General features: G+C 54.1%; 20 protein-coding genes. 11 read left to right on the top strand and 9 right to left on the bottom strand.

The window, feature by feature from the left end; translation table 11 throughout:
* Positions 1-45: 45 nt before the first annotated feature.
* The 3 genes from AB8809_RS03315 to rluA all read left to right on the top strand — a co-directional run bounded on the left by AB8809_RS03315 (position 46) and on the right by rluA (position 6,346).
* Positions 46-2,412, top strand: coding sequence for a DNA polymerase II (locus AB8809_RS03315; protein WP_349854571.1), 2,367 nt, complete (start codon positions 46-48; stop codon positions 2,410-2,412).
* 208 nt (positions 2,413-2,620) lie between these two features.
* Positions 2,621-5,524 (top strand): RNA polymerase-associated protein RapA, encoded by a 2,904-nt coding sequence (rapA, locus tag AB8809_RS03310; RefSeq protein ID WP_181829344.1) that lies wholly within the window; start codon positions 2,621-2,623, stop codon positions 5,522-5,524.
* Between the two features lie 168 nt (positions 5,525-5,692).
* The gene (gene rluA, locus AB8809_RS03305) at positions 5,693-6,346 is read left to right on the top strand and encodes a bifunctional tRNA pseudouridine(32) synthase/23S rRNA pseudouridine(746) synthase RluA (protein WP_349854572.1); all 654 of its coding nucleotides are present in this window, start codon (positions 5,693-5,695) and stop codon (positions 6,344-6,346) included.
* An 81-nt stretch (positions 6,347-6,427) separates the two neighbouring features.
* Here rluA and djlA read toward each other — a convergent pair whose 3' ends face one another.
* Complete coding sequence (djlA, locus tag AB8809_RS03300; RefSeq protein WP_015841762.1) at positions 6,428-7,303, bottom strand: co-chaperone DjlA; 876 nt, start codon at positions 7,301-7,303, stop codon at positions 6,428-6,430.
* Between the two features lie 185 nt (positions 7,304-7,488).
* Between djlA and lptD the strand changes: the two genes are divergently transcribed.
* From lptD to apaH, 6 genes are all read left to right on the top strand, one after another.
* Positions 7,489-9,852: an LPS assembly protein LptD gene (gene lptD, locus AB8809_RS03295; protein WP_043881990.1), complete on the top strand. Its 2,364-nt coding sequence runs from the start codon at positions 7,489-7,491 to the stop codon at positions 9,850-9,852.
* Positions 9,853-9,941: 89 nt separating this feature from the next.
* A complete protein-coding gene (gene surA / locus AB8809_RS03290; RefSeq protein WP_349854574.1) occupies positions 9,942-11,237 on the top strand; it encodes a peptidylprolyl isomerase SurA in 1,296 nt (431 codons plus the stop codon).
* A complete protein-coding gene (pdxA, locus tag AB8809_RS03285; protein ID WP_180776765.1) occupies positions 11,237-12,238 on the top strand; it encodes a 4-hydroxythreonine-4-phosphate dehydrogenase PdxA in 1,002 nt (333 codons plus the stop codon). The genes surA and pdxA overlap by 1 nt, the downstream gene beginning before the upstream one ends.
* On the top strand, positions 12,231-13,049 hold the full coding sequence (gene rsmA / locus AB8809_RS03280) for a 16S rRNA (adenine(1518)-N(6)/adenine(1519)-N(6))-dimethyltransferase RsmA (protein WP_015841766.1): 819 nt from the start codon (positions 12,231-12,233) through the stop codon (positions 13,047-13,049). The genes pdxA and rsmA overlap by 8 nt, the downstream gene beginning before the upstream one ends.
* Before the next feature lie 12 nt (positions 13,050-13,061).
* Positions 13,062-13,439 carry a Co2+/Mg2+ efflux protein ApaG gene (gene apaG / locus AB8809_RS03275; RefSeq protein ID WP_015841767.1) on the top strand — a complete coding sequence of 126 codons (378 nt, stop codon included), beginning with the start codon at positions 13,062-13,064 and terminating at the stop codon, positions 13,437-13,439.
* A 2-nt stretch (positions 13,440-13,441) separates the two neighbouring features.
* A complete protein-coding gene (gene apaH, locus AB8809_RS03270; protein ID WP_181829346.1) occupies positions 13,442-14,299 on the top strand; it encodes a bis(5'-nucleosyl)-tetraphosphatase (symmetrical) ApaH in 858 nt (285 codons plus the stop codon).
* Between the two features lie 38 nt (positions 14,300-14,337).
* On the opposite strand, the gene AB8809_RS03265 is transcribed toward apaH, so the two are convergent.
* Entirely contained in the window at positions 14,338-14,532 is a 195-nt protein-coding gene (locus AB8809_RS03265; protein ID WP_015841769.1) for a hypothetical protein, read from the bottom strand.
* Between the two features lie 151 nt (positions 14,533-14,683).
* Positions 14,684-15,199, bottom strand: coding sequence for a DMT family transporter (locus AB8809_RS03260; protein ID WP_349854575.1), 516 nt, complete (start codon positions 15,197-15,199; stop codon positions 14,684-14,686).
* A gap of 111 nt (positions 15,200-15,310) precedes the next feature.
* Between AB8809_RS03260 and AB8809_RS03255 the strand changes: the two genes are divergently transcribed.
* Positions 15,311-16,216, top strand: coding sequence for a LysR family transcriptional regulator (locus AB8809_RS03255; RefSeq protein ID WP_349854576.1), 906 nt, complete (start codon positions 15,311-15,313; stop codon positions 16,214-16,216).
* Between the two features lie 77 nt (positions 16,217-16,293).
* On the opposite strand, the gene folA is transcribed toward AB8809_RS03255, so the two are convergent.
* From folA to AB8809_RS03240, 3 genes are all read right to left on the bottom strand, one after another.
* Positions 16,294-16,776, bottom strand: a complete 483-nt coding sequence (folA, locus tag AB8809_RS03250; protein ID WP_015841772.1) for a type 3 dihydrofolate reductase — start codon at positions 16,774-16,776, stop codon at positions 16,294-16,296.
* Between the two features lie 98 nt (positions 16,777-16,874).
* A complete protein-coding gene (locus AB8809_RS03245; RefSeq protein ID WP_015841773.1) occupies positions 16,875-17,345 on the bottom strand; it encodes a threonine/serine exporter in 471 nt (156 codons plus the stop codon).
* Positions 17,336-18,109, bottom strand: coding sequence for a threonine/serine exporter ThrE family protein (locus tag AB8809_RS03240; RefSeq protein ID WP_155116524.1), 774 nt, complete (start codon positions 18,107-18,109; stop codon positions 17,336-17,338). Before AB8809_RS03240 ends, AB8809_RS03245 begins: the two co-directional genes overlap by 10 nt.
* A gap of 203 nt (positions 18,110-18,312) precedes the next feature.
* Between AB8809_RS03240 and AB8809_RS03235 the strand changes: the two genes are divergently transcribed.
* On the top strand, positions 18,313-18,927 hold the full coding sequence (locus AB8809_RS03235) for a LysE family transporter (RefSeq protein ID WP_181845828.1): 615 nt from the start codon (positions 18,313-18,315) through the stop codon (positions 18,925-18,927).
* Positions 18,928-19,024: 97 nt separating this feature from the next.
* Here AB8809_RS03235 and AB8809_RS03230 read toward each other — a convergent pair whose 3' ends face one another.
* From AB8809_RS03230 to carB, 3 genes are all read right to left on the bottom strand, one after another.
* Complete coding sequence (locus AB8809_RS03230; RefSeq protein WP_015841776.1) at positions 19,025-19,393, bottom strand: VOC family protein; 369 nt, start codon at positions 19,391-19,393, stop codon at positions 19,025-19,027.
* A 97-nt stretch (positions 19,394-19,490) separates the two neighbouring features.
* Positions 19,491-20,180, bottom strand: coding sequence for a YafY family protein (locus tag AB8809_RS03225; protein ID WP_010681759.1), 690 nt, complete (start codon positions 20,178-20,180; stop codon positions 19,491-19,493).
* A gap of 160 nt (positions 20,181-20,340) precedes the next feature.
* Positions 20,341-23,565 carry a carbamoyl-phosphate synthase large subunit gene (carB, locus tag AB8809_RS03220; RefSeq protein WP_180776761.1) on the bottom strand — a complete coding sequence of 1,075 codons (3,225 nt, stop codon included), beginning with the start codon at positions 23,563-23,565 and terminating at the stop codon, positions 20,341-20,343.
* Between the last annotated feature and the right edge of the window lies 1 nt (position 23,566).

Genomic DNA, 23,566 nt, shown 5'->3' with positions numbered 1-23,566 from the left:
ACCCCACAATCCTTTCTTATCCCGCTCGCTATAAAAGGCCGCTTAGTGACTCAGGTTCGTCAGGGGTTTCTACTGACCCGCCACTGGAATGACACGCCAGCTGGCACGCAGGTTGAATTCTGGTTGGCCACCGATGAGGGGCCGCTGCTGGCACGCCTGCCACCACAGCAGGCCGTTGCCTTTATTCCCGCGCAGCAAGAAGCCCGTGCAAGAACGCTTTTACAGCAGGAGAAACGCTGGCAGTTAAAACCGCTCGCCATGCAGGATTTCCACCATCAGCCGCTACTGGGGCTGTATTGCCCACAATATCGGCAGCTACTGCGGCTGGAAAAATTGCTGCGTGAAGGCGGCGTTCAGGTTTACGAAGCAGATATTCGCCCGACGGAACGTTTTCTGATGGAGCGATTTATCACCGCGCCCGTGTGGTTCAGCGGTACGCCCACGTCAGATAGCCTGCTGACGGACGCCCGCATGAAACCGAACCCCGATTACCGCCCGACGCTCAAACTGGTGTCGCTGGATATCGAAACCAATCGCCACGGCGAGCTTTACTGCATTGGGCTGGAAGGCTGCGGGCAGCGTCAGGTTTACATGCTCGGCCCGCCGAACGGCACGCCTGCCGAACACGAGGATTTTACGCTGGAGTACGTCGCCAGCCGCCCGCAACTGCTGGAAAAGCTGAATGTCTGGATGCAGCAGCACGATCCCGATGCCATCATTGGCTGGAATCTGGTGCAGTTTGACCTGCGCGTCTTACAGAAACATGCCGAGCGCTACAACATTCCGCTCAATCTGGGGCGCAACGGCCAAGCGCTGGAATGGCGGGAGCACGGCTTTAAGCAGGGGCATTTCTTTGCCAGCGCCACCGGTCGCCTGATTATTGACGGTATTGAAGCGCTCAAATCCGCGACGTGGAATTTTGCTTCGTTTAGTCTGGAATTTGTCGCACAGTCGCTGCTGGGGGAAGGCAAAGCCATCGACACGCCCTATCAGCGCATGGACGAAATCGACCGCCGCTTTGCCGAAGATAAACCCGCACTCGCGCGCTATAACCTGCAGGACTGCGAACTGGTCACACGTATTTTCGCCAAAACCGAACTGCTGCCGTTCTTACTGGAGCGCGCCAGCGTCACCGGTCTGGCGGCCGACCGCAGCGGCGGTTCCGTCGCGGCATTTTCCCACCTTTATTTACCGCGCATGCATCGCATGGGTTATGTCGCCCCGAATCTGGGCGACGTCGCGCTTGAAGCCAGCCCAGGCGGGTTTGTGATGGATTCGCGCCCCGGTCTGTATGATTCGGTGCTCGTGCTGGATTACAAGAGCCTCTACCCTTCCATCATCCGAACGTTCCTGATCGATCCGGTCGGGCTGGCGGTGGGAACGCAAAACCCAGACGCCCAGCACGCCGTCCCCGGCTTTCGCGGCGCGTGGTTCTCGCGCGAACAGCACTGCCTGCCCGCGATTGTCGAGCAAATCTGGCAGGGGCGCGAAGCCGCGAAGCGCACCCACAACAAGCCACTGTCGCAGGCATTGAAGATCATCATGAATGCCTTTTACGGGGTGCTGGGTGCAACGGGCTGTCGCTTCTTCGATCCGCGTCTCGCGTCCTCCATCACCTTACGCGGCCATGAAATCATGCGTAAAACGCGCGAGCTTATCGAGGCACAAGGCTATCAGGTCATTTATGGCGATACCGATTCCACGTTCGTCTGGCTTAAACACGCACATAGCGAAGAGGAAGCCACAACGATTGGCAACGCGCTGGTGCAGCACGTTAACCAGTGGTGGACACAGCATCTGCACGACACTCAGCAGTTAACCAGCGCACTGGAGCTGGAGTTTGAAACCCATTTCCGCCGTTTCCTGATGCCAACCATTCGCGGTGCCGAACAAGGCAGCAAAAAACGCTACGCCGGGCTTATCGACACACCACAAGGCGAGAAAATGGTGTTCAAAGGGCTGGAAACCGTGCGGACCGACTGGACACCGCTAGCGCAGCAGTTTCAACAACAGCTCTATCTGCTAATTTTTCAGCAACAGCCTTATCAGGAGTGGCTGCGGGATTATGTTGATCGCACCCTGAACGGAGAGTTCGACGATCTGCTGATCTATCGTAAGCGGCTGCGTCGTCGGCTCGATGACTACCAGCGTAACGTGCCGCCACACGCCAGAGCCGCAAAAATCGCCGATGACTATAACCGTCAGCAAGGCCGACCGCTGCAATACCAAAACGGTGGCTGGATTAGCTATGTGATGACCGTCAACGGCCCCGAACCGCTGGAAACCCGACATTCGCCGCTGGATTATCAGCACTATGTCGAACGCCAGCTCCAGCCGGTCGCGGACGCCATTCTTCCTTTCCTGCATGATGACTTTGCTACACTGGTAACAGGCCAGATGGGCCTGTTTTAAATGATGCGCCTTCCTGTTTTTAAATGACGTGTATTCCTGTTTTTAAATGAAAGGTGTTAATTCGCGGTACAGCAAGTTTGAGGGGTGACGAACGCACCGTCATCCATTACCATAACGCCCTTTCTGAATTTGCATCAGCAGCATTATCGACACCCGATAATGTAATCAGACATTCCCCCGACACAGACGAAAATCGAGCTAAGAATTTATGCCTTTTACACTTGGTCAGCGCTGGATCAGCGATACGGAAAGCGAACTTGGACTGGGAACGGTTGTTGCCGTCGATACGCGAATGATAACGCTGCTTTTCCCTGCCAGCGGTGAAAACCGACTTTATTCCCGCAGCGACGCCCCCATCACCCGCGTGATGTTCAACCCCGGCGATACCGTCACCAGCCATGAAGGCTGGCAGCTCAAAGTTGATGACGTGCGAGAAGAAAAAGGGTTGCTGGTGTATTGCGGCCAACGTCTGGACGATGAAACATCGGCGGAACTGCGTGAAGTCTTTCTGGACAGCAAACTGACGTTCAATAAACCACAAGATCGCCTGTTCGCCGGACAGATTGATCGTATGGATCGCTTTGCCCTGCGCTATCGCGCCCGCAAGCATCAGAACGAGCAGGCGCTGCAACAATGGGGCGGTTTGCGCGGCATGCGTGCCAGCCTCATCCCTCATCAGCTTCATATCGCTCATGAAGTCGGCCAGCGTCATGCGCCACGCGTGTTGCTGGCGGACGAAGTCGGTCTGGGGAAAACCATTGAAGCCGGTATGATCATCCACCAGCAGTTGCTGGCGGGTCGAGCCAGTCGCGTGTTGATTATCGTACCGGAAACCCTGCAACATCAGTGGCTGGTCGAAATGCTGCGCCGCTTTAACCTGCTGTTCTCGCTGTTTGACGATGAGCGCTATGCCGAAGCCAAGCTGGATAGCAGCAATCCGTTCGAAACCGAACAGTTGGTGATTTGTTCACTGGGATTTGTGCAGCGTAACGCCCAGCGTTTTGCGCAGCTCGTCAACGCCGATTGGGATCTGCTGGTAGTCGATGAAGCCCACCACCTGGTCTGGAGCGAAGAAAGTCCCAGCGCAGAATATCAGGCCGTTGAAACGCTGGCACGCGCCACACCAGCTGTTCTGCTGTTAACCGCAACGCCGGAACAGCTTGGTCAGCAGAGTCACTTTGCACGTTTACGCCTGCTCGATCCCAACCGTTTCCACGACTATCAGGAATTCCTTGCCGAGCAGCAGCAGTATCGCCCGGTCGCCGATGCCGTCACGTTGCTGTTAGCGGGCGAGAAAGCCCAGACGGCTGAACTGAATGCGCTGAGCGATCTCTTGGGCGAGCAGGACATCGAGCCGCTGCTGAAAGCCATCAATAGCGACAGCGATGACAATCAGAAGGCACGTCAGGAACTGATCGCCATGCTGATGGATCGCCACGGCACCAGCCGCGTGTTATTCCGTAACACGCGTCAGGGGGTTAAAGGTTTCCCGCAGCGTATCCTGCATCAAATCCGCCTGCCGCTGCCGTCACAGTACCAAACGGCCATTAAAGTATCCGGCATTATGAACGCGAATAAGACGCTGGAAGTCCGCGCCCGCGACATGCTGTACCCGGAACAAATTTATCAACAGCTCGAAGGGGACGATGCCACCTGGTGGAACTTCGACCCGCGCGTGGAATGGTTACTGAACTACCTGACCGCCAACCGAGATGAAAAAGTGCTGGTGATCTGTGCGCAGGCCGCCACGGCACTACAGCTGGAGCAAGTGCTGCGCACGCGTGAAGCGATCCGCGCCGCCGTCTTCCATGAAGGACTGTCGATTCTGGAGCGTGACCGCGCCGCCGCCTACTTTGCTTCCGAAGAAGAAGGCGCACAGGTGCTGATCTGTTCAGAGATCGGCTCCGAAGGCCGTAACTTCCAGTTTGCCAGCCACTTAGTGATGTTCGATCTGCCGTTCAACCCCGATCTGCTGGAACAGCGTATCGGCCGTCTGGATCGTATCGGGCAGGCAAAAGAAATTCAGATTCTGGTGCCGTATCTGGAAAATACCGCGCAGGCCATGCTGGTGCGCTGGTATCACGAAGGGTTGGATGCGTTTGAGCACACCTGCCCGACAGGCCGCACCATCTATGATGCGCACCACGCGCAGCTGATCGAGCGACTGACGACCGTCGGTGAACAGCAAGGACTGGATGAATTTATTCACACCTGCCGCCAACAGCACGACAACCTGAAACAGCAACTTGAACAAGGCCGCGATCGTCTGCTGGAAATGCATTCTAACGGTGGAGAACAGGCTCAGCTGTTGGCGCAGGCCATCGCCGAGCAGGATAATGACGTCAATCTGGTGACATTCGCGCTGAACCTGTTTGATATTGTTGGCATCAATCAGGAAGATCGCAGCGATAACCTGATCATCCTGACGCCATCCGATCATATGCTGGTGCCGGATTTCCCTGGTCTGCCGCAGGACGGTTGTACGATCACTTTCGATCGCGATCAGGCACTTTCCCGCGAAGATGCGCAGTTTATCAGTTGGGAACACCCGCTCATCCGTAACGGACTCGATCTGGTGCTGTCCGGTGATACCGGAAGCTGTGCAGTGTCGCTGCTGAAAAATAAAGCCCTGCCGGTCGGTACGCTGCTGGCTGAACTGGTTTACGTTGTAGAAGCACAGGCGCCTAAGCACTTGCAGTTGACCCGTTTCCTGCCGCCAACGCCAGTTCGCCTGCTCATGGATCGTAAAGGGACTAATCTGGCGGCACAGGTTGAATTTGAGAGCTTCAACCGCCAGCTCAACGCGGTAAACCGGCATACGTCCAGCAAGCTGGTGAATGCGGTACAAGCAGACGTCCACGCCATGCTACAGCAGGCGGAAGCATTAGTTGAAGCGCAGGCACGCCAGCTCATTACCGAAGCACAGGAGCAGGCTGACCTGCAATTGCGCCGCGAGCTGGAACGTCTGGAAGCGCTGAAAGCCGTCAACCCTAACATTCGTGAAGATGAGCTGACCGCGCTGGAAAACCAGCGTGAGCAGGTGCTGAGTAACCTGCACGAAGCCAACTGGCGTCTGGATGCGATCCGTCTGGTTGTGGTAACGCATCAGTAAGCGTTTCTAACAGCGGTATAGGCATAATGCTATACCGCTGCGATAACGACATGTTGTTTGCAAAATCGAGATACACGGGCCTGCCACGGGGCGAGGTCTCCCTGCGGGAACCTCATCCCTGTGTTCTCCCTAATATCACACATTATACGTTGCCTGAAAGGTGCTCCGATGGAACCCTATAATCCGCCTACCGATCCCTGGTTGCATATTCTTTACCAGGATCAGCACATCATGGTGGTGAATAAACCCAGCGGTCTGCTGTCGGTTCCCGGCCGTGCGCCAGAACACAAAGACAGCGTCATGAGCCGCATTCAGGCTGACTATCCAGCGGCCGAATCCGTTCATCGTCTGGATATGGCGACCAGCGGCGTGATTGCCGTCGCACTCACGAAAGCCGCTGAGCGCGAATTAAAGCGCCAGTTTCGCGAGCGCGAACCGAAGAAATCCTACCTTGCCCGCGTCTGGGGGCATATGGAGCAGGATGAAGGCGTCATCGATCTGCCGCTGATCTGCGACTGGCCGAATCGGCCAAAACAGAAAGTCTGCTTTGAAACAGGCAAAGCGGCACAGACAGAGTATCAGGTACTCTCGCGTGACGATGACGGTACAACACGCGTCAAGCTGATGCCAATTACCGGTCGCTCTCATCAATTGCGCGTCCATCTGCTGGCACTCGGCCACCCGATCCTCGGCGATGGCTTTTATGCGCATCCTGATGCTAAAGCGATGGCGCCCCGCCTGTTACTGCACGCACAAGAACTGGCAATTACGCACCCTGAGTTCAATACCCCGATGCACTTTCGTTGCGAAGCGGATTTCTGAGGCAAACGCGCCGACGGTATTTACAAAGCAGATTTAGCTGAGTGGCAAAGCAGGGAAGCAAAAAGAAGAGGAAGGTGTGGATTATTTTGTCTGATTCGCGCTTTTCAACAGTTCATAGGCCGCCTGAATATCCTGCGCTTTGCGCTTGGCCATCTCCATCATCCTCGGTGAAAGCTTCTTGGCGACCAGCTTATCGGGATGATGCTCACTCATGAGTTTACGGTAAGCGCGCTTAATCGTCGCGGCATCATCGTTGCTACGCACGCCCAGCGTACGACAGGCGCTTTCGACCGTTGGCCCGCGCGGCGGTGACGCCGGACGCTGACCGCCATAAGAGTGACCGTTGGAATAGCCATTATTACGACGCTGATGCGATTTACCGTTCTGTCGTGACTGATTCTGCCGGGACTGTTGCCCCGAGGAGCTTTCCATATTTCGTATAAAAAATTCAAACTGTTCGCGCGTCACGCCCAGTTCATCGGCAATCACGTACAACACACGTCGCTCATTCGGGTGCAAAACGCCATCAACAAACGCGACCTGAAGCTGGATTTCCAGAAACATCTTAATTAAATCAAAACGTCCCAGGCAGGCATCGCGCAGCTTGCGTAATTTTATGCGCAGAGGGAAATGACCGGCCTTGCCTTCGCGGAAAGCCTGCTGAGCAGCGGTTCTGGCCTCACCAAACAGTTCAAGGCGATCCATCATTTTGGTCGCGATCTTGATATCGGCTTCCGTCACCCGACCTTTGGATTTGGTCAGGTGCCCCATAGCCTGAAAGGTGGTGAGAAAGAACAATGACTGGCGGGTAGACTGGGCCGAAAAATAATCACGGCGACGCGATGCCCGGGCTTTGTCAATCCAATGCCCCATCAGTAAGCCCATGATCATTCCCCAGATGCCAGCGCTTGAGACGATTCCCAGCGCTAACCCCAGCAACTTTCCCCAATACCGCATATACTCCTCAAATCCTCATGCCGTCAGCCAAAAATTGCTTTATCATACCTGTCATTTATCTTTGCACCTAACGGCGGTGCGTATAGGCGGTGGGGATTTAACACTGGCGCAACGCTAACGAGTGATATAGTCTCTGACCGTTTGCCGGCATGATGCCCCTGATGACGGAACACCTGATACCACGTATGAAAAAAAGTTTCCCAACTCTGCTGGCCACTCTGGTTTGGTCGGCGCTTTACAGCCAGCACGCGCTGGCCGATCTCGCTGAACAGTGCATGCTGGGTGTACCCACGTACAACAGACCACTGGTCACTGGCGATCCCAATCAGCTGCCGGTCAATATTCAGGCCGATAAAACCGAAGCCAACTACCCAGACAGCGCCAAATTCACCGGTAATGTTAACATCCAGCAGGGCAACAGCGTCATGACTGCCGAGCAGGTGGAACTGAACCAGTTGGATCCGGCAACGCAGGGCAGCACGCCCACGCGAACCATTACTGCGACGGGAAATGTCCACTACGATGACAATCAGGTTATCCTAAAAGGCCCTAAAGCCTGGGCCAACCTGAACACCAAAGATACCGACGTCTATGAAGGCGACTATCAGATGGTGGGCCGTCAAGGGCGTGGTTCCGCCGACAAAATGAAAATGCGTGACAGCAATCGCTACACCATTCTGGAAAACGGCTCCTTCACTTCCTGTCTGCCGGGAGATAATAGCTGGAGTGTCGTCGGTTCGGAAGTGATTCAAGACAGAGAAGAGCAGGTTGCTGAAATCTGGAACGCGCGTTTCAAGATTGCTGGCGTACCTGTGTTCTATAGCCCGTATTTACAGCTTCCTATCGGCGATAAACGACGCTCTGGTTTCCTGATCCCCAATGCGAAATATGGTAGCAGCAATGGCTTTGAACTGCTGACACCCTATTATTGGAACATCGCACCTAATTTTGACGCCACGATCACGCCACACCTGCAAACCAAACGCGGTATGCAGTGGCAGAACGAATTCCGCTACTTGACCACACCGGGTCTTGGCGTTGTTCAGTTCGACTGGCTGCCTAGCGACCGTGAATACGCCAAAATCTCACCGCAAGACGATAACGATACCCGTTGGTTGTTCCACTGGGGTCATAGCGGCGTAATGGATCAGGTATGGCGTTTTAACGCGGACTACACAAAAGTCAGCGATGACCGCTACTTCACCGATCTGGACTCGAATTACGGTTCAACCACTGATGGCTACGTCACCCAAAAATTCAGTGCGGGTTACGCGAACCAAAACTGGAACGCCACCGTATCCACCAGACAGTTCCAGGTGTTTTCCAACGCGACCAGTCGCGATGTCTACCGTGCTGAGCCGCAGCTCGATATCAATTATTACCAGAATGATATCGGCCCGGTTGATATGCACCTTTATGGTCAGGCGGTAAAATTTACCAACGTTAACGACAACCGACCAGAAGCGACGCGCCTGCACGTTGAGCCAACATTAAATCTTCCGCTGGCAAACCGCTGGGCCAGCCTGAATACCGAAGCCAAACTATTAGCGACGCACTATCAGCAGGACAATCTGGATCGCTATCGTGCCGATCCTACCGTGAGCGACGTGAATAAAAACGCGCTCCAGAGTTCCGTGAACCGTGTCATGCCGCAGTATAAAGTGGATGGCAAAATGGTTTTTGAACGCGAAATGGACTGGTCGCAAGCCTATACTCAGACGCTGGAGCCTCGTGCACAGTATCTATACGTCCCTTATCGCGATCAGAGCGGTATCCATACCTATGACTCCACGCTGATGCAAACCGACTACTCCGGTCTGTTCCGCGATCGCAGCTACAGCGGTCTGGATCGCATCGCCTCTGCCAATCAGATTGCGACCGGTGTCACCACACGTATTTATGATGATGCGTTGGTTGAACGTTTTAACGCTTCTATTGGTCAAATCTATTACTTCGATCGTCCGCGTACCGGCGACCGCAATACGTCACTCGATAAAAGCGATAATAACGGCAGCCAGGTGTGGGCCGGTGACACTTTCCTGAAAATCGATGACAGATGGGGTATTCGCGGGGGTCTGCAGTATGACAACCGTCTGAACGAAGTCGCACTGGGCGACGCCGTGTTAGAATACCGCCGTGATGCGGAACGTCTGGTGCAGTTGAACTATCGTTACGCGAGCCCAGAATATATTCGCGATATGTTGCCTAACGTAACAAATCAGGGTTCTCAGCAAGGTATTTCACAGGTTGGCCTCACCGCGAGCTGGCCGATTGTCGAACGTTGGGCCGTGGTAGGCGCTTATTATTACGATACCAAAGCCAATCAGCCGGCAAACCAGCTCATTGGCCTACAGTACAATACCTGCTGTTGGGCAGTGAGCGTTGGTTATGAACGTAAAATTACCGACTGGAACAGCGCCAGCCGCAGCAGCGAATACGACAACAAAGTGTCGTTTAATATCGAATTACGTGGTTTAAGCAGCAATTACAGTCTGGGTTCTGAAAAAATGCTGCGTTCAGGTATTTTGCCTTACCAGCGCGCATTCTGATGTCATCCAGAGTGCTAGTAGCAAACAGGCTGTCTCACTGAAACGTTGGAACTTTTAACCCGCCTTGCGGATGAAATAATGGGAAAGGTATGAAGAACTGGAGAACGCTTATTCTCGGATTGGCACTGAGTGCCTCTACCGCGTTCGCAGCACCACAGGTGGTTGATAAAGTCGCAGCAGTGGTCGACAACAGCGTCGTGTTGGAAAGTGATGTAAACAGTCTTTTGCAGTCGGTAAAACTGAACGCCCAGCAGGCCGGACAGCAGTTACCGGATGACGCCACGCTGCGTCATCAGATTACCGATCGCCTGATCATGGATAACATCATCCTGCAAATGGCGCAGAAGATGGGCATCCAAGTGACGGATGAGCAGTTGGAGCAGGCAATTACCAATATTGCCGCGCAGAACCGCATGTCTCTGGACCAGCTAAAAAGCCAGTTGGCCTATGAAGGTCTGAACTACAACACCTACCGTAGCCAGATTCGCAAAGAGATGCTGATCTCGGAAGTTCGTAACAACGAAGTCCGTCGCCGCGTTACTGTGCTGCCGCAGGAAGTTGATACGCTGGCTAAGCAGATCGCCAACCAGACCGGTGAAAACGATGAGCTGAACCTGAGCCACATCCTGATTCCATTGCCAGAAAACCCCACTCAACAGCAGGTTGATGAAGCGGAAAATCTGGCAACGTCGCTGGTGAAACAAATCAGTGAAGGCGCGGATTTTGGAAAGCTGGCCATCACCTATTCGGCTGACTCTCAGGCGCTGAAAGGCGGCCAAATGGGCTGGGGCAAATTGCAGGAAATTCCAACGCTGTTTGCTGAACGCTTAACGCAAGCACAGAAAGGCCAAGTCGTCGGCCCGATCCGTTCTGGTGTGGGTTTCCACATTCTGAAAGTGAACGATATTCGCGGCGGTAACAAAAGCGTATCGGTAACTGAAACACATGCTCGCCATATTCTGATCAAACCGTCTGTCGTCATGACGGACAGTCAGGCGCGAGCCAAGCTGGCCGACGTGGCACAGCAGATCAAAAACGGTAGCACCGATTTCGCCGCACAAGCCAAACTGCTTTCTCAGGATCCTGGCTCGGCGAATCAGGGCGGCGATCTTGGCTGGGCTTCTCCAGACATGTACGATCCGGCCTTCCGCGATGCGCTGTTGAAACTGAAGAAAGGCGAAATCAGTCAGCCGATTCACTCTTCTTTTGGCTGGCACCTGATTCAGTTGCTGGATACCCGTCAGGTGGATAAAACCGACGCGGCGCAAAAAGAGCAGGCGTACCGTATGATCTTTAACCGTAAATTCGCCGAAGAAGCACAAACCTGGATGCAGGAACAGCGTGCATCGGCGTATGTCAAAGTGATTAATGGCGCCACTAACTAATGCAGACTGAGAGCAATACGCCACGCGTTGTGATCACCCCCGGCGAACCCGCCGGGATTGGCCCCGATCTGGTGATTGCTCTGGCTCAGCAGGCCTGGCCTGTAGAGCTAGTGATCTGTGCGGATCCTGACCTGTTATTAACTCGCGCATTACAGCTGTCTATGCCGCTGACATTGCGCGACTATCAACCCGGCCAGCCCGCACAGCCACAGCAGGCAGGTAGCCTCACCATCCTGCCGATCGCCGCATCGGCAACCGTCATTGCCGGCCAATTGAATGTCGCGAACAGCGCTTATGTCGTTGAGACATTGGCTCGTGCTTGTGATGGCTGCCTGAACGGTGAATTCGCCGCGCTGATTACCGGCCCGGTGCATAAAGGCATTATCAATGATGCTGGTGTTCCGTTCAGTGGACACACGGAATTTTTCGCCGATCGCAGCCACTGTGACCGTGTCGTCATGATGCTGGCGACGGAAGAACTGCGTGTTGCCTTAGCGACCACGCATTTGCCGCTTGCGGCCGTTTCTGCGGCTATTACCCGCCAGAGCCTGCACGAAGTCATCACGATTTTGCACCATGATTTGCAGACAAAATTCGGCATCGTTCAACCGCAGATTTATGTTTGTGGATTGAATCCTCATGCCGGTGAAGGCGGCCATATGGGCCGTGAAGAGCTGGATGTGATTAACCCTGCGCTGGACGAACTTCGGCAGCAAGGCATCACGCTGGTTGGGCCGCTGCCTGCCGACACGCTTTTCCAGCCCAAATATCTGCAACACGCTGACGCCGTGTTGGCGATGTACCACGATCAAGGGCTCCCGGTTCTGAAATATCAGGGCTTCGGGCGCGCCGTTAATATCACGCTGGGGTTACCCTTTATTCGCACATCAGTTGACCACGGAACAGCACTTGAGCTGGCCGCAACGGGTAGCGCCGACCCCGGCAGCTTCATCACGGCATTAAATCTTGCCATTAAAATGATAAAACACAGTAATGAATAATCGCGTACACCAAGGTCACTTCGCCCGTAAACGTTTTGGGCAAAACTTTTTAAACGATCACTTCGTGATCGATAGCATTGTGTCGGCCATTCATCCTCAGCCGGGTCAAGCAGTCGTAGAGATCGGGCCAGGCCTCGGCGCACTGACCGCGCCTGTCGGCGAACGGATGGATCGTTTTACCGTTATTGAGCTGGATAGGGATCTGGCCGCGCGGTTGGAAACACATCCGACGCTGAAAGATAAGCTGACAATTATTCAGCAAGATGCCATGACGATCGATTTTGCCGCACTTGCTGAGCAAGCCGGGCAACCGCTGCGCGTTTTCGGTAACCTACCGTATAATATTTCCACACCGCTGATGTTCCACCTGTTCAGCTATACTCAATCTATCCGCGACATGCACTTTATGTTGCAGAAAGAAGTGGTTAACCGTTTGGTCGCTGGGCCGAACAGCAAAGCGTTCGGGCGCCTGAGCGTCATGGCGCAGTATTATTGTCAGGTGATACCGGTGCTTGAAGTGCCACCGGAGGCATTCAAGCCCGCACCTAAAGTTGATTCCGCCGTAGTGCGACTCGTGCCTCATACCGAGATCCCCTACCCGGTCAGCGACATTCGCGTGTTAAGCCGCATCACGACGGAAGCGTTTAACCAGCGCCGTAAGACACTGCGTAACAGTCTGGGCAATCTGTTCACCCCAGACGTGCTCGCCGAGCTGGGGATCGATGCCACCAGCCGCGCAGAGAATGTGTCCGTTGAGCAATATTGCCGATTGGCGAACTGGTTAAGTGAGCATCCGGCAAAACAGGAATAACTGGAGTTCATCATGATTAATGCGCCCCGTGTTTGTGTACAGGTTCAGAGCTTCTACGTGGAATCACAATCGGAGCCTGATGAAGAACGTTTCGTGTTTGCTTACACGATTACGGTTCGCAATCTGGGGCGTCATGAAGTCCAGCTCTTGGGGCGTTATTGGCTGATCACCAACGGTAACGGCCGACAAACTGAAGTTCAGGGTGAAGGCGTGGTCGGCGAACAGCCGATTATCCACCCTGGCAGCGAGTTCCAATATACCAGCGGTGCCGTTATAGAAACGCCCCTCGGTACAATGGAAGGCCACTACCATATGACTGACCATCAGGGTAAAGCGTTTCAGGTTTCCATCCCCGTTTTCCGTCTGGCTATCCCTTCACTGATACATTAATTATGTCTACCTATTTAGTTGGCGATGTTCACGGCTGTTTAGTTGAACTCAAAGCGCTATTGGCGCAAGTTTCCTTTAATCCTGAGCAAGATACGCTGTGGTTAACCGGCGATTTAGTCGCACGCGGCCCGGATTCGCTTCAGGTTCTGCGCTTCGTTCGTTCTCTCGGTTCTGCTGTTCGCATGGTGCTCGGCAACCACGATCTGCACCTGTTGGCCGTTTATGCTGGCATCAGCCGCAACAAACCGAAAGATCGTATCAGCGACCTCCTCACCGCACCGGACGCAGACGAGCTCATCAACTGGCTACGCCGCCAGCCGATCCTACAGGTCGATGACGATCTGAAACTGGTGATGGCACACGCGGGCATCACGCCACAGTGGGATCTCCCTACTGCACAGATGTGCGCTCGAGAAGTCGAAGCGATCCTGAGCAGCGACAGCTATCCGCTTTTCCTTGATGCCATGTATGGCGATATGCCGAACCACTGGAGTCCAGAACTTAGCGGCCTGGCACGTCTACGCTTTAGCACCAACGTCTTTACCCGCATGCGCTACTGCTTCTCCGGCGGGCAGTTGGATATGCTCTGTAAAGAGCCACCGAGTCAGGCCCCTTCTCTGCTAAAACCGTGGTTTGATCTGCCAAGTCAGGTTGCTGGGGAATATGCTATTGCCTTCGGTCACTGGGCATCGCTGGAAGGGAAAGGCACACCGGAAAATATTTACGCGCTGGATACCGGGTGCTGTTGGGGGGGAGAGCTGACTATGCTGCGTTGGGACGATAAGCGCTATTTCACGCAGTCGTCACTTTCATCAGGCACTTCATCAAATACCGAATCTTCTGGTGATATCGCGCTCTGAACGGGCGGATTCATACGCTCATGTGCAGCGCACCACCGTTACAGAAAAGGGAAGGCCGTCCCAGACTGAACCTTTTTGGACGGCGGAGCGGCTAACTCCTCGGCGGGAATAGACCAAATACCACCGCCAAGAAACCCAGCCAGGCCAACGGCTTCTACATCGCCTGAGGGTAATTCACGGCGACGTGGATCGCTCAGGCGGTCAGTATTCAGATTGCTGTTTCTATTCGTCATGCTTACTGTCTCCTACCTATCAAACACAGCGGCTTAACGACATCTTGATTTAACGACGGAAAGCCGCAACCCGTTGTCATACTAGCGATAATAGATGACGAAAATGTGACCCATTCCGGCTAAAAAATAGAGAGATCGCCGCTCATTGTGGTTACTTATGGGTTTCAACGGCAGGTTTTGTCAGCGGCGGAGAAACCGCAGAGTATTGCACCACCAGCATCCCCATAACGATTAACGCAACGCCCGCGATTCTCCCCAGCGTCGCAGGCTTCACCGCCAGCCCCATCAAACCAAAATGATCGATAATCAGCGATGCCACCACCTGACCAGCAATCACACAGACAATAAAGCCAGAGGCACCGAGCTTTGGCGTCAGCAACAACGCGGCGGTGATATAAGCAACGCCCGCGACACCACCCAGCCAAATCCACCACGGCCCCTGCAAAGCAGCGCCAACCGCAGGCGTCGGTATCCGGGCAGCAAACAGGATCGGTAACAACACACAAATACTGACCAGCAGTGAGACCAGCGTCGCCCAAAGAGGATGGCCTAACGCACGCCCCAGCGCCGCATTGCTGGCAGCCTGAAAAGGCACAATGCTCCCGGCAAGCACAGCAATACCCAGCGGCAGCAGCAATGAGAGAGAAAAAGAAGAGAATAACGACATGGAACCCCCTCGTTCACACTATAAAGTTCACAACATAATTGGGATGTTCCAATACTCACCTATCCATTACACTGATGGAAATTCGTAATTTATACGTAAGGTATGCATAGAATGGATGATTTGCGGCGTATCGATATGAATCTGTTGTTAACACTGCACGCGCTGTTGACGGAAAAACACGTCACGCGGGCAGCGCTGCGCCTGCACCGCAGTCAGCCTGCCGTCAGTCATTCATTAGCACAGCTGCGCCAGATTTTTAACGATCCGCTGCTAGTCCGGCGTGAAGTTGGCCTGACGCTGACGACCCGCGCTCAGGCGCTACTCGATCCGCTGGAACAGGCGCTGGATCAACTGAATGGGCTGATTCAAGCGCCGCAGTTCGATCCGCGCCATACCACGCGGCATTTCCGTTTAGCGCTCTCCGATTACGGTACGAATGCCGTCTTGCCTACGCTCATGAGGTATCTACGCACACAGGCCCCCGGTATTTCGCTGGCCGTCAGCCATGCAGGCCGTGAAATGATGCTGGCACAGTTGATTGATGGAGAAATCGATTTAGGCCTCGGCGTTTTCCCCACACGCCCACCCGAGGTGCACGCCGAGCTCCTCTTTGAAGAGCAGTTTGCCTGTCTGGCTGACCGTGCCACGCTGTCAGAAAACGGTACGCTGTCGCTTGAGGCATGGCTGGATCGGCCACATGTTCTGGTCACCATGCATCCTGATTCTGCCAATGAAATTGACAACACGCTGACCGCAAACGGCCTGTCGCGCAATGTCGTACTGACGCTGCCCCACTGGCATGCCGCCATCAACCTCATTGCCGGAACTGACCTGATATTGACTGCCGCGCGGCGTAGCATGGCACGAATCAATACGCCAGATTTGCACATTTTTCCGCCTCCGTTCACGATACCCGACTTTGCCTTCCAGCAGGTATGGCACACGCGACGCGGGAGCGATCCTGCGCATCGCTGGCTGAGAAACGCCATTTGGGAAAGCTGCCAGACGGCAAATTAAAAACATCGGGTCAGAAAACGAAAAAACCCGCACAAGGCGGGTTTGGCGAGTATGGTATGTCGACAGCGCTATTACACTTAGCGACGTTCCAGAATTTCGAAGCAGTAACTGTGTGAGTTGCGCTCGTCAGCATCATGGAATTCGCTGAAAACAGACTGCCATTCATCCGGCTCATAGTCAGGGAAATGCGTGTCGCCTTCCACTTCAGCATCAATGTGCGTCAGGTAAAGACGGTTAGCCTGCGCCAGCATTTGCTGATAAATACTGCCGCCGCCAATCACCATCACTTCCTCAACCTCTCCCGCCGCCGCCAGTGCAGCATCCAGCGAAGAAACCCAGGTCACACGATCGTCATCACCGGGATGATTGCTGACGACAATGTTCAGTCGGCCGGGCAGCGGCTGACCGATAGAACGAAAAGTATTACGCCCCATAATAATCGGCTTATTAAGCGTATTACGCTTAAACCATGCCAGATCGGCGGGCAAATGCCACGGCATCGCGTTTTCCATACCGATCACGCGATCCACTGCCAGTGCAGCAATCAAACTAATAACCATGGTGAAAAAACCCTGTAGGTCAGAAAATTGCTGACACTATACGGAAAGCCCTTTCGCTCGTCGATATCAAGACTCGGCGGAAGTGTAATATAAGAGTTTTATACTCCCGGCCGTTTACGGTAGAGCCAGATTCCCGGTAAAGACAGGCCGATAGAGAGCGCACCAACGATAAAACTGGCCTTCAGAAAATTGGTTATCATCACGCTCATCAGCGCTTCGCTGTAGCCAAGATGCGAAATCTCCACCACCGAAATCATTGCCGTGTAGGCGGAAATACCGGGAAACATCGGGATCACGGCCGCTACGGTAAAGACTTTCGGGTGTGCCAGCAGCCAGCGTGACCAGCGAATACCGATGATACCAATCAGGATCGCCGCCAGAAACGACGCCCATTCGATATTCATACCGAAATGCATCGCCAGAAACCGTACGCCGTGCCCGACGCCGCCCAGCAACGCGCAGTAAGGCAGCACTTTCAGCGGTACGTTGAAGACCATTGCAAACCCCAATGCAGGGACCGCCGCCAGCGCCATATCCTGCAAGAGCGCCCACAGTAAACTTAAGCCCATCCGCGTAACCCCCACAGTGACATCGCCATCACCACACCAATACAGGTTGCCAACGTCAGCAAACTCGCGACCGTCCAGCGTGCCAGGCCGGTATTCACATGCCCTTTAAACATATCCGCCACGGCGTTAATCAACGGGAACCCCGGCACCAGCAGCAGCACGCTCGCAGCCATCGCCACCGTCGAGGTTTGAGAAAACGCAGGTAAACGCATCAACAGGCCAGATGCCGACGTCGCGACAAACGCCGTAATACAGAAGTTGATCAACGGATTCAGGTGTCGTGCCGTAAAGACCTGTCGGACGTACATCGCCAGGCCGCTGGCAATCAGCGTGACGATAAACGCATCCCACCCGCCGCCGTTCAAACGGCTGAAGCAGCCGCAGGAAAGCGCCACAACGGTAACCATCAGCCAGCGCGGGTAGCGCAAGGGTTTGATATTCCCCAGACGCTTTTCCACACCCGCTACATCCAGCAGTTTATGCTCGGCCATGATGACCGCATGCTGCACCTCAATGACGACGTGCATATTAATGCCGCGGTCCACATTCTTCCGCGTCGACGTCAGGCAATGCCCTTGCATGATGGTGGTCAGGACAATGGAATTGGCCGAGATTGAACTTTCTACGCTATCAGCGCCGAGCGCCATGCCCAACCGTGATGATAGTTGTTCCACGACCATACTCTCCGCGCCATGTTGTAACAGCAGTAGCGCGCACTGGATGCACAAGCGGGTTATTTCCCGCTGCTGCGGCGCTTCACCCATCCGTTTTGTATTACTTAGTAATTCACGGTTCTCACATTCACTGACCATGTTGTTATCTCAACCCGCCCCTGAAATTAACCACAAAAAATGAAAGGACAATTGTTAACATATCGCCGCCGAATAACCAATAAGTGTGATGCGAATTCATTATTCTGGCGCTATCATTTCAAGCGACATTACTCTTTTCACGCTCAGGAATGATCATGTTAGAAACATCGCTGTTTGTCGCGACCATCGCCACGCTGGGCATGATATCTCCCGGCCCCGACTTTTTCCTCGTCATCAGGAATGCCGCGCGTTACCCGCGCGTCGCCGCGCTGATGACCGCGTTCGGCGTAGTCTGCGGTGTAGCAACCCATATGGCGTACTGCGTCGCCGGGCTCGCCGTCGTCATCACCACTACACCGTGGCTGTTTAATGTACTGAAATATGCAGGCGCCGCCTATCTGATCTGGATCGGTATTCAAGCGTTATTCGCGCGCGGTGGCAGCAAGATGGACGTATCAAATCTGGTACAACAAAGCGTCAGCCTGAAAAAAGCGTTCCTGCAAGGTTACCTCTGCAACCTGCTTAATCCAAAGGCCACACTGTTCTTTCTGGCGATGTTCACGCAGGTTTTGAATATTCACTCCGGCATCGGTGAAAAGCTGTGGTACGCCATGATTATCTTGCTGCTATCTGCCGTCTGGTGGCCGCTGTTAGTTCTGCTTTTCCAAAGCGAACCCGTGCGGCGTGGGTTGGCTAAAGTGCAAAAACTGGTGGATAAGCTGCTAGGAACGGTATTGATCGCATTGGGCATCAAGGTGGCACTGGGGTGAGATTGCCACTAGGCTTGCTCGCCTGTCGCCGTCTGGATTGATATAAAAACCCCCTCGATTTTCACCGAAGGGGTTATGTTCTTATCCTGACGCTAGCTTAGTAGCTGGCATAATAAACACGTAACCGATGGTGATCGGGATCGAGTGCTACGAATGTCAGGCCAAAATCCATCTGGGTGATATCCTGAGCGATAGTTATATCCCGTGCCTTCCAGTTTTCATAAATCGCGTTCAGTGCGACCTCACTCTCGACACGAATGGCTAATTCGCTACCACCGCCCGCCAGTTGAGTTAGCGGTTTAACCTCATGCTTAGACCACAACCCCAATAACAGCCCTGAGTCAAAGGCAAACATGGCAAAGTTTTCCGACTTCTCAACAGGCTGAAAATCAAATAGTTCACGATAGAAACGTTCGCTGGTAACGGCATCTTCCACATATAAAATAATAAAATTTGGTGCGTTCATCAGAGACTCCCTGTAATCAGGTGGGTAATAAGCAGAAGGCTTCTGCTTGCCTGAATGCATCGTAGTACGCACTGATGTCAATTTCTGTCAGTAGCCATTACTGCTGAGGAATGTCCTCTTTTTCATGCCATTCTTTTAATAACTGCTGGCGACGACGAGGATAACGCTGCTCCAACACCGTCATACTACGGATGCGTTCAGCCCTGAAATGACGAAACTGCTGACGGCGTTCGCACCAGGCGGCAATCACATGCGTTTGATCGAAAAATCCCAATGCAAACGGCCAGATAATTCGGAGAGACTCATTGCCCTGAAGGTCACAATAAGCAATCTCCGTGCGACGTTCTGCCCGAATAGCGTGACGTAAGGCTGATAAGTCGATAACAACAGCAGGAGTAAATTCCGCCTTACCCACTAATAGTCCTGAAGAATCAAGCGCGTTACGCAACTCTGGTGGTAATACCGCGGCAATCTTCATCAACGCATTACGGGCTGCCCCCGCCAAACGCTCATCTGTTCTTCGGACGACCCAGCGCGAGCCCAACACTAATGCTTCAATTTCCTCTTCTGAAAACATCAGAGGAGGCAGAATGAACCCTGGGCGCAGGATATAACCTAATCCCGCCTCTCCCTCAATATGCGCTCCCTGCAACTGTAGCGTGGCAATATCACGATAGACCGTTCTCTGGCTCACACTTAACTTTTCCGCCAAATACGCCCCTGTTACGGGAAACCGGTGATGGCGTAATATCTGTAAAAGCTCAAGCAAACGCTGCGTTCTGGACATCATCTCACCCTGATATCAGGCATAGGAAACCTGCTCAATACCTGCCTCAAAACAGAGTGGCTGGAAAGAGGATTTCAGGCTAAACAAAAATACAAAAAAGCCAGCGCTGTTACCAACGCTGGCTTTCATCATCAGCTTATTGTCTACCGAGGTCGGTCAATCAGCCTTTAATCATCGCATGCATTTCCTGCACGGAGGTGACCTTCTCCGTCGGATCGGCCGTCAACGACATTGCCGTGGCGAAACCGCCGTTCAGCGTCGTGTCGTAATGCACCTTGTATTGCAGCGCACTGCGGCGAATCAGCTTGGAGTCTTCAATCGCCTGACGCCCTGCGGTGGTGTTGACGATGTAGGTGTACTCGCCGTTCTTGATGCGGTCCTGAATGTGCGGACGACCTTCATGCACCTTGTTCACCAGACGCGGATTAATGCCCGCTTCACCCAGTTCAATCGCCGTACCGTGCGTCGCATCCAGCTCAAAGCCGTGCTTCAGCAGTTTGGCCGCCAGATCCACCACGCGCGCTTTGTCGCCTTCACGCACCGACAGTAGCGCACGTCCGGTTTTCTTCATGTGCGAATTGCTGCCCAGCATCGCCTTGGCAAACGCTTCAGCGAACGTGCGGCCAACGCCCATCACTTCCCCAGTCGAACGCATTTCTGGCCCCAGAATCGGGTCAACGCCAGGGAATTTGTTGAACGGCAGCACCACTTCTTTCACCGAGTAGTACGGCGGGATGATTTCTTTGGTGACGCCCTGCTCAGCCAGCGTTTTGCCTGCCATCACGCGTGCCGCGACTTTCGCCAACGGAACGCCCGTCGCTTTCGAGACAAACGGTACGGTACGCGCGGCACGTGGGTTCACTTCAATCAGATAAACTTCGTTATCCTTCACCGCGAACTGCACGTTCATCAGACCGCGAACGCAAAGTTCAAACGCCAGTTTCTCAACCTGCTGACGCATCACGTCCTGAATCTCTTTGCTCAGCGTGTAAGCCGGCAGTGAACAAGCCGAGTCACCGGAGTGAACGCCCGCCTGTTCGATGTGCTCCATGATGCCGCCAATCAGCACGCGTTCGCCGTCACAGATCGCATCAACGTCAACTTCGATAGCATCATCAAGGAAGCGGTCTAACAGTACTGGGGCATCGTTGGAGACGCTAACGGCAGTCTGGAAGTAGCGACGCAGGTCGATTTCGTCATACACGATTTCCATCGCACGACCGCCCAGAACATAAGAAGGACGGACGACCAGCGGGTAACCGATGCCGCGCGCTTTTTCTACCGCCTGCTCAATCGTTGCTACCGTGGCATTAGCCGGTTGCTTCAGTCCAAGGCGATTCACAGCCTGTTGGAAACGCTCGCGGTCTTCTGCACGGTCAATCGCGTCCGGGCTGGTGCCGATAACCGGCACACCTGCCGCTTCCAGCGCACGCGCCAGTTTCAGCGGCGTCTGGCCACCGTACTGCACGATAACGCCCTTTGGCTTCTCGATACGGACGATTTCCAGCACATCTTCAAACGTTACCGGCTCGAAGTACAAGCGGTCAGACGTATCGTAGTCTGTTGAAACGGTTTCCGGGTTACAGTTGACCATGATGGTTTCATAACCATCTTCACGCAGCGCCAGCGAAGCGTGGACGCAGCAGTAGTCAAATTCGATCCCCTGACCGATACGGTTAGGTCCCCCGCCCAGCACCATGATTTTGTCACGATCCTGAGTCGGGTTAGCTTCACACTCTTCTTCATACGTGGAGTACATGTAAGCCGTATCGGTGGCGAATTCTGCCGCACAGGTGTCGACGCGCTTATAGACCGGATGCAGGTTGAATTTATCGCGCAGTTTGCGAATTTCGCTTTCCGCCACGCCAGCCAGTTTAGCCAGACGCGCATCAGCAAAGCCTTTACGCTTCAGCGTACGCAGGAATTCGGCATCCAATGCGGTTGCACCTTTCTCTGCGACCTGCTCTTCCAGACGCACCAGCTCTTCAATCTGCACCAGGAACCAGCGATCGACGTTGGTCAGGTTAAACACGCCATCGACAGACATCCCTGCGCGGAAGGCATCGGCGATGTACCAGATACGCTCTGCGCCGGCATCTTTCAGCTCGCGGCGAATTTTGGTCAGCGCTTCAGGGTCATCTAAATCCACTTTCGGATCGAAGCCCGTTGCGCCGACTTCCAGCCCGCGCAGCGCTTTCTGCAGGGATTCCTGCTGTGTGCGACCAATCGCCATCACTTCACCCACCGATTTCATCTGCGTGGTCAGACGGTCATTGGCACCCGCGAATTTTTCGAAGTTGAAACGTGGAATCTTGGTAACAACGTAGTCAATGGCTGGCTCGAAGGACGCTGGTGTACGGCCACCAGTGATGTCATTCATCAGTTCATCAAGCGTGTACCCCACCGCCAGTTTGGCCGCAATTTTCGCAATCGGGAAACCCGTAGCTTTAGACGCCAGCGCGGAAGAACGCGATACGCGCGGGTTCATTTCAATCACGATCAGACGGCCAGTTTTCGGGTTCACCGAGAACTGAACGTTGGAACCGCCGGTTTCTACGCCAATTTCACGCAGTACCGCCATCGAGGCGTTACGCATGATTTGATATTCTTTATCGGTCAGCGTTTGCGCCGGTGCGACGGTGATGGAGTCACCCGTGTGGATCCCCATCGCATCGAAGTTTTCGATGGAGCAGACGATGATGCAGTTGTCGTTCTTATCACGCACCACTTCCATCTCATACTCTTTCCAACCGATCAGCGATTCATCAATCAGCAGCTCTTTGGTTGGTGAAAGATCCAGACCGCGTTCGCAGATCTCTTCAAACTCTTCGCGGTTGTAAGCGATACCGCCGCCGGTGCCGCCCATGGTGAAGGAAGGACGGATGATGCACGGGAAGCCAACGTCAGCCGCCACAGCCAGTGCTTCTTCCATTGTGTGAGCGATACCAGAACGCGCCGTGTCCAGACCGATCTTCTTCATCGCGACGTCAAAACGACGACGATCTTCTGCTTTATCAATCGCATCCGCCGTTGCACCAATCATGGTGACGCCGAACTCGGCCAGCACGCCCTGACGTTCCAGCTCCAGCGCACAGTTCAGCGCGGTCTGGCCGCCCATCGTTGGCAGCACCGCATCTGGACGCTCTTTTTCAATGATTTTACGCACCACTTCCCAGTGAATCGGCTCGATGTAGGTCGCATCGGCCATTTCCGGGTCGGTCATGATGGTTGCCGGGTTAGAGTTCACCAGAATAACGCGGTAGCCCTCTTCGCGCAGTGCTTTACAGGCTTGTGCACCCGAGTAGTCAAACTCACACGCCTGGCCGATAACAATCGGGCCTGCGCCCAGAATCAGGATGCTTTTAATATCTGTACGTTTTGGCATT

The organism is Pectobacterium aroidearum (assembly GCF_041228105.1).
Lineage (GTDB): Bacteria > Pseudomonadota > Gammaproteobacteria > Enterobacterales > Enterobacteriaceae > Pectobacterium > Pectobacterium aroidearum.
The sequence above is the reverse complement of the archived record's forward strand: the minus strand, read 5'-3'. Positions and strand labels throughout refer to the sequence as shown.

Excerpts from the sequence above, each read along its gene's own strand:
- AB8809_RS03230 (WP_015841776.1), bottom strand. The coding sequence starts at position 19,393 with ATGAACGCACCAAATTTTATTATTTTATATGTGGAAGATGCCGTTACC.
- AB8809_RS03265 (WP_015841769.1), bottom strand. The coding sequence starts at position 14,532 with ATGACGAATAGAAACAGCAATCTGAATACTGACCGCCTGAGCGATCCA.
- AB8809_RS03235 (WP_181845828.1), top strand. The coding sequence starts at position 18,313 with ATGTTAGAAACATCGCTGTTTGTCGCGACCATCGCCACGCTGGGCATG.
- carB (WP_180776761.1), bottom strand. The coding sequence starts at position 23,565 with ATGCCAAAACGTACAGATATTAAAAGCATCCTGATTCTGGGCGCAGGC.
- rapA (WP_181829344.1), top strand. The coding sequence starts at position 2,621 with ATGCCTTTTACACTTGGTCAGCGCTGGATCAGCGATACGGAAAGCGAA.
- apaG (WP_015841767.1), top strand. The coding sequence starts at position 13,062 with ATGATTAATGCGCCCCGTGTTTGTGTACAGGTTCAGAGCTTCTACGTG.
- rsmA (WP_015841766.1), top strand. The coding sequence starts at position 12,231 with ATGAATAATCGCGTACACCAAGGTCACTTCGCCCGTAAACGTTTTGGG.
- pdxA (WP_180776765.1), top strand. The coding sequence starts at position 11,237 with ATGCAGACTGAGAGCAATACGCCACGCGTTGTGATCACCCCCGGCGAA.
- surA (WP_349854574.1), top strand. The coding sequence starts at position 9,942 with ATGAAGAACTGGAGAACGCTTATTCTCGGATTGGCACTGAGTGCCTCT.
- rluA (WP_349854572.1), top strand. The coding sequence starts at position 5,693 with ATGGAACCCTATAATCCGCCTACCGATCCCTGGTTGCATATTCTTTAC.
- apaH (WP_181829346.1), top strand. The coding sequence starts at position 13,442 with ATGTCTACCTATTTAGTTGGCGATGTTCACGGCTGTTTAGTTGAACTC.
- AB8809_RS03255 (WP_349854576.1), top strand. The coding sequence starts at position 15,311 with ATGGATGATTTGCGGCGTATCGATATGAATCTGTTGTTAACACTGCAC.
- folA (WP_015841772.1), bottom strand. The coding sequence starts at position 16,776 with ATGGTTATTAGTTTGATTGCTGCACTGGCAGTGGATCGCGTGATCGGT.
- djlA (WP_015841762.1), bottom strand. The coding sequence starts at position 7,303 with ATGCGGTATTGGGGAAAGTTGCTGGGGTTAGCGCTGGGAATCGTCTCA.
- AB8809_RS03260 (WP_349854575.1), bottom strand. The coding sequence starts at position 15,199 with ATGTCGTTATTCTCTTCTTTTTCTCTCTCATTGCTGCTGCCGCTGGGT.
- AB8809_RS03225 (WP_010681759.1), bottom strand. The coding sequence starts at position 20,180 with ATGTCCAGAACGCAGCGTTTGCTTGAGCTTTTACAGATATTACGCCAT.
- AB8809_RS03240 (WP_155116524.1), bottom strand. The coding sequence starts at position 18,109 with ATGGGTGAAGCGCCGCAGCAGCGGGAAATAACCCGCTTGTGCATCCAG.
- AB8809_RS03245 (WP_015841773.1), bottom strand. The coding sequence starts at position 17,345 with ATGGGCTTAAGTTTACTGTGGGCGCTCTTGCAGGATATGGCGCTGGCG.
- lptD (WP_043881990.1), top strand. The coding sequence starts at position 7,489 with ATGAAAAAAAGTTTCCCAACTCTGCTGGCCACTCTGGTTTGGTCGGCG.